This is a genomic window from Kistimonas scapharcae (genome assembly GCF_039540975.1).
Lineage (GTDB): Bacteria > Pseudomonadota > Gammaproteobacteria > Pseudomonadales > Endozoicomonadaceae > Kistimonas > Kistimonas scapharcae.
On record NZ_BAABFL010000319.1, the window covers coordinates 1 to 4707 of the forward strand.

Consider the following 4707-nt stretch of genomic DNA (forward strand, 5'->3'; position numbering starts at 1 on the left):
TTTGCCTGAAGAGCACAGGGGACGCTCTCTTCATTCAATTTAGCCTTACTTCTTCAGATCGTTAAGCGGGAGTTAAGGTATATTGGGTGACTTCATGTAAAAGGAAGGAAGAATATTCTTGTGTTTTGGATATATCGTCAGGATGACTTAAAGAGAGTTTACATGCGATCTCATTGTATTCTTTGTGATAATAAACCTTGCTGTAAGCACCGTGACCAATCAATACGAGAGAAGATTCTTTTGCACCCTCCTGTTTTTTAGCTTTATCAGCATGATACTCATCCCAGGCTTTACAGAAACATTGCAGGAATTGGCTGGTCTGTTCTTCCCTGTTCTCGTCTATGATCTCAATCATTCTGGATTTTACACGCCATGACTCGCGGCTTGTGGCTGGTGCCTGCAGGGTTGAGGCATAGCTTTCAGCGTCAGAATCCGCTTCAGGTTGTGGTGATTGTACGCTCTGCTCACCGGACAAGGGTCTCTGTGGTGCTTTAGAAATCATGTCCTTTCATTCGGGATAATTTATTTGCTTTAGAGGTGGGACAAGCCTTTTGGTTAAAGGTTCTGGTATGCAAGGTCAGAATAGGTAACCAATCCTGCTGGTGGGGCGGTGATCTGTTAGAGAGTTGCACAGAGTTTGTGGTAATAGTGTCTAAGTCTTGATAAGAGGATGTTCGTGGTTGTGAGGCGCAGTACAATCCCTGAAATAGCATGTGTTGATAATTATCAGGAGAAATCATGACAAGGCGGTATGACGTGCTTGTGGTGGGTGCCGGCATGGTAGGCGCTGCCGTAGGCTGCGCGCTGGGGCAACAGGGAATCAAGGTGGCGCTGTTTGATCATGCCCTGCCTTCCGCCTTTTCTCCTGAGCAGCCACCTGATCTGCGGGTATCCGCCCTGAGTCCGGCGACAGAGCATTTTCTTCGTGATATCGGTGCCTGGTCGCTGATGAAAGCCATGCGTATGTGTCCCTACCGCCGTATGGCCGTTTGGGAAAAGCTGCGCGAACCACTGACAGGCAAAGAGCTGCAAAAAAGGCCCAATCAGACTCTGTTTGACTGTCGTGACCTGCCTGCCGACCAGCTCGGTTTCATTGTTGAAAATCGCGTGACGCAGATGGCGATACATCAGGTACTGGCCAGTGTTGAATCGGTGGATCTGTATTGCCCGTCTTCAATCGATCAGATCAGCTGGGCAGCAGATAAGGCGACGTTGATATTAAAAGACGGTGAGACATTTGAAGCACCACTGGTAGTCGGTGCCGATGGTGCACAGTCGCAGGTAAGGCAGTTGGCGGGTATTGGTCTGCATAGTGCTGATTATGAACAGCAGGCGCTGGTGGCCACGGTCGAAATAGAGCCCGGCCAGCTGGATATTACCTGGCAGGCATTTACGCCCACGGGACCCTTGGCCCTGTTGCCGCTGCCGGATATTGACGGCCGTAGTTATGCATCCATGGTCTGGTATAACCTGCCGGAACAGGTGCAGCGTTTGAAGGCGCTGTCGGATGAGGATTTCCTGAAAGAAATGGTGCAAACCTACCCGGCCGAATTACCGGTTATTCGTCGTTTACTGGAAAGAGGCAGTTTTCCGCTGACCAAACGACATGCCCGACATTATGTGAAACCCGGTGTGGCTTTAGTGGGTGATGCCGCCCATACCATTAACCCGCTGGCGGGTCAGGGTGTGAATTTGGGTTTTCAGGATGCTTCGACATTGGTAGAGCTTCTCACCAAAGCCTATAAAAGCAACGAACCTTTCGGCAGTCTTGCTGTATTGAATGAGTATGAGCGTATTCGCCGGCCGGCCAACCGCAAAATGCAGTGGGCAATGGATGCTTTTTACTACACATTCAGTAACGACAATGCGCCACTCAAATTACTGCGCAATATCGGTTTAACGGTAGCCGGACGATTCACGCCAGGGCAAAAGCAGGTGATGAAATACGCGATGGGCTTAAAGGATGTTTAAGCCCACCGGTAATGGACTACTCTGCTAACCATTTCTTTCTGTGGAGTTTGGAAACGTGAAGAAAACGTGTCTGGTAATGGCAAGCCTGCTGTTGACGGCATGCAGTACTTTTCAGAATGCAGCAATGACAGAAACGACAACACTTTATGAGCATGACTGGGTGCTGGTCACGATGAATGGCCAGGCGCCTGTGGATAATTCCCGCGTCACCTTGAGGTTAGAGTCGCCGGAAAACGGACAGGGGCGCATTTTCGGGGATGCCTCCTGTAACCGTTACTTTGGCACTTATACTCTGGTTCAGCCTAGCGTTGAAATTGGCCGGTTGGCCTCGACCCTGATGGCATGTCCGGATCCGCTGATGAAACAGGAGCAGGCTTTTTTGTCTGAGTTGGAGCAGGTGACACGTCTTGAGCAGGATGAGAATATCCTGGTTCTGGCGAATGCGTCCGGTGACAAATCATTGACGTTTGAGGCTGAGACTGGGCTGGTCAGTGGGAGGATCATATCCGAAGCCGGTCAGTTGCCGGAAAAGGCGGTTGTGATGGTGTCGATCGAGGATGTCAGCCAACAGGATGCCCGGTTATTCACCATTGGCGTGAATGAAATGCGTCTGGATCAGGCTGAACAGTCACCCATATCGTTCGTGGTGCCCTATGCGCCCTCGCTGGTAAAGGATAATCATCGTTATAGCCTGTCCGTCAGGGTAATGGAAGATGGCAGGCTGACTTATATCAATACCAGTCAGGTATCGCTGGAACTGGATTCCGGTGTCAATAATCCGGTTATTGTGAATGTTGAGGTGGTCGAATAGGCAATAGATCAGGCTGGCTGATTTTCAAAAAGAGTCAGCTCCTTTTTGGGTCAGCCGCTATACTCGTCACCCTTCCTACCTGAAAACGTTACCGGGCGCAGGGGTTGTCAGTGAAGCATTTCAAGTGGTTTGTGTTGCTGATTGTGTGCTTGGGACAATATCCACGGGTGAGTGAAGGGAGTGTTGTTCAATTCTTCATTGAGCAGGAAGAGGTGGCGAGTGTCGACCTCACGGCGCCTGATTCTGGATTAAAGAGCCAGATGGTTGATTTGTACGATCCTTATTTTAATAAGACAAAAAAATATGAGGCCTTCCGGCTCAGTGATGTGATGACGCGTGGCTTTGCAGAACGCTGGCGAGCGCCGGAATTCTCGGATGTGGCTTTTGTCGCGTTGGATGGTTATCAGCCTGTCCTTGGGCTGGAGCATATTGAGGAAAAGCCTGAAGCGTGGCTGGCTTTCCGGGATGCCGATCGGGCATCCGGTTTTGAACCGTTTGGTGAGAAACATATCGATTTCAGCCCCTATTATCTGATCTGGACCGGGGATCACCAACGTTTTACAACAGGTTACCCTTGGCCAAACCAGATTATAAAAATTGTTTTGCTGCGTTTTCAGAATCGTTATCCGGCGGTTTATCCTCAGAAGGTGCGGGAAACATCGGATGTCTGGCAGGGGTTTAAGTTGTTTCGGCAGCGCTGCCTTACGTGTCATGCAATGGATCGGCAGGGTGGATGGCTCGGGCCAGACTTGCTGATGCCGAAAGGGATTGTCTCTTACCGGGATGATGAGTTTCTTAAAGCATATATCAGGAAACCATCGGATTTCCGATATTCGAAAATGCCAGATAACGAGGATCTTGGCACTAAAGAGCTGGATCAGATCATCGCTTACCTTAAACATCAGGAACAGCACAAAACTACAGGTGATTCTGAACGTCAGTAGTCGTTTGAATTGATGTTCGTCAGTTGTTCGTTTGGGTGTAGATCGATAGAATGAAGTCTCTGCTTGCGGGTATCGTATAGTGGTTATTACCCGAGCTTCCCAAGCTCGTGAGGCGGGTTCGATTCCCGCTACCCGCTCCAATCACACTTCCGATATTCTTTTCTGGACAAACTTCCCAAATACCGATAATTAAGCGACATATTATTAATAAAGCTGCCGGCTACTAATTCATTGTCGTTTATAGGGCTGATGCACCATTACTCTGGGTGAGATGTCATGAGCTTCGGGACTGCGTTGTTCTTTGTCGCCTTGTTTGCCGGTTATGGAATAAGGGTACGTCAATCTTCTGCACTGAAACGGATCAGTCAATCACTGCTTGCTATTACACTGGGTATTTTGTTCCTCATGGGGTATGGACTGGGAACCCTGGAGAATATGGCAGAGAATCTTATGATGGCACTGGAAATGGCCTTGCTGTTTCTGGTCTGTATCACGCTGGCAAACCTCGTGGGGTTGTTGCCCACTATCCGCATGATTACTGGTGAGGCCTCGGGCGGGCGCCCATCACTACTAGGTATGGCGCTCGAATCATTGATGTTCGCCGGTATCGTTGTTGTAGGCATGGTCGTTGGCATTCTGGTAAATAAGCCTTTTGCATTGCTCGATAGTCTGGCCAATGGGCTGCTTTACCTGATGCTTCTCCTGATTGGTGTCCAGCTGCGTAGCAGTGATATCGCCATCAAAGATGTGCTGCTGAACAAAACCGGTATACGGATCGCGGCAACGGTGGTGATTACAGCATTGCTTGGTGGGTTGCTGGCGGGCTGGATCGCCGGTGTGCCGGTCAATATTTCACTGGCATTGTCGTCTGGTTTTGGCTGGTATTCTCTCAGCGGCATTATCCTTAAATCCCGCTTAACCTTGGGAATGTGAGCAAGCTGGCCGTACTTTTGGCAACAGAGTACAGTTTTTGCACAAAAC

The 4707-nt window shown here is 49.5% G+C and carries 5 protein-coding genes and 1 tRNA gene; 5 read left to right on the top strand and 1 reads right to left on the bottom strand.

The features are described from left to right. Positions 1-61: 61 nt before the first annotated feature. Positions 62-502 carry a hypothetical protein gene (locus tag ABD892_RS11635; RefSeq protein WP_345195839.1) on the bottom strand — a complete coding sequence of 147 codons (441 nt, stop codon included), beginning with the start codon at positions 500-502 and terminating at the stop codon, positions 62-64. A gap of 236 nt (positions 503-738) precedes the next feature. On the opposite strand from ABD892_RS11635, the gene ABD892_RS11640 reads away from it, so the two are divergent. The 5 genes from ABD892_RS11640 to ABD892_RS11660 all read left to right on the top strand — a co-directional run bounded on the left by ABD892_RS11640 (position 739) and on the right by ABD892_RS11660 (position 4659). Further along, entirely contained in the window at positions 739-1971 is a 1233-nt protein-coding gene (locus ABD892_RS11640) for an FAD-dependent monooxygenase (protein WP_345195841.1), read from the top strand. A 124-nt stretch (positions 1972-2095) separates the two neighbouring features. Then, entirely contained in the window at positions 2096-2782 is a 687-nt protein-coding gene (locus ABD892_RS11645; RefSeq protein WP_345195842.1) for an META domain-containing protein, read from the top strand. 110 nt (positions 2783-2892) lie between these two features. Further along, a complete protein-coding gene (locus tag ABD892_RS11650) occupies positions 2893-3726 on the top strand; it encodes a c-type cytochrome (RefSeq protein WP_345195843.1) in 834 nt (277 codons plus the stop codon). A gap of 65 nt (positions 3727-3791) precedes the next feature. Next, positions 3792-3866 (top strand) — tRNA-Gly (locus ABD892_RS11655). Positions 3867-4002: 136 nt separating this feature from the next. Continuing rightward, on the top strand, positions 4003-4659 hold the full coding sequence (locus tag ABD892_RS11660; RefSeq protein WP_345195845.1) for a LysO family transporter: 657 nt from the start codon (positions 4003-4005) through the stop codon (positions 4657-4659). Positions 4660-4707: the final 48 nt, after the last annotated feature.